The sequence below is a fragment of the Dysgonomonas mossii genome (genome assembly GCF_004569505.1).
Classification (GTDB): domain Bacteria; phylum Bacteroidota; class Bacteroidia; order Bacteroidales; family Dysgonomonadaceae; genus Dysgonomonas.
Map to the genome: position 1 here is coordinate 1 of NZ_SPPK01000024.1, position 623 is coordinate 623.

Below are 623 nucleotides of genomic sequence, written 5' to 3' on the forward strand. Positions count from 1 at the left end.
GATATTTCTATGCTAATTATTTTTCAACTTTGTAAATTGCACCTTCACATCCATCGAATTCTATATCTCTTTCATACTGAAGTCCAATCTTTTCAAGAACTCTTATCGACCAGACATTTTTTTTCATTGCTCTCCCAATTATACGCCGGAGTTTTAGTTCTTCAAATCCATAATCTACACAGGCTATTGCACTCTCTGTTGCATATCCTTTATTCCAATCCTCTTCGAAAAAGCGAAATCCAATATCCGTTTCTTTATCATCAAGTTTCAATCCACACCAACCAATGAATTGATTTGTTTCTTTAAGTATAACAGCCCATCTTCCGTAACCATTCAATTTGTAATCTTGATAATTCTCAAGAAATTTTTTTGCCTCATCTATACTTTTGAAAGCTGAATCTCCTGTATATTTAATTATGTTAGGATTAGAATTTAAATCATAAAAGTCTTTAGCATCAATTAGATCTAGTTCCCTTAATTTAAGACGCTTTGTTTCTAAGATGTATTTCATCTGTTTATGTTAAAACTTATTGTACTTATTGAAAAATTTCCATAATTGTAAATTCACACTCTTTGGATTGATGTTTATTAATTAGGGGTACAAGCCTTCTGAAATGTTCTGT

The 623-nt window shown here is 30.8% G+C and carries 1 protein-coding gene; it reads right to left on the bottom strand.

Annotated features, from left to right (window positions below):
- Positions 1-16: 16 nt before the first annotated feature.
- Positions 17-511, bottom strand: a complete 495-nt coding sequence (locus E4T88_RS17240; protein ID WP_135107543.1) for a GNAT family N-acetyltransferase — start codon at positions 509-511, stop codon at positions 17-19.
- Between the last annotated feature and the right edge of the window lie 112 nt (positions 512-623).

Excerpts from the sequence above, each read along its gene's own strand:
- E4T88_RS17240 (WP_135107543.1), bottom strand. The coding sequence starts at position 511 with ATGAAATACATCTTAGAAACAAAGCGTCTTAAATTAAGGGAACTAGAT.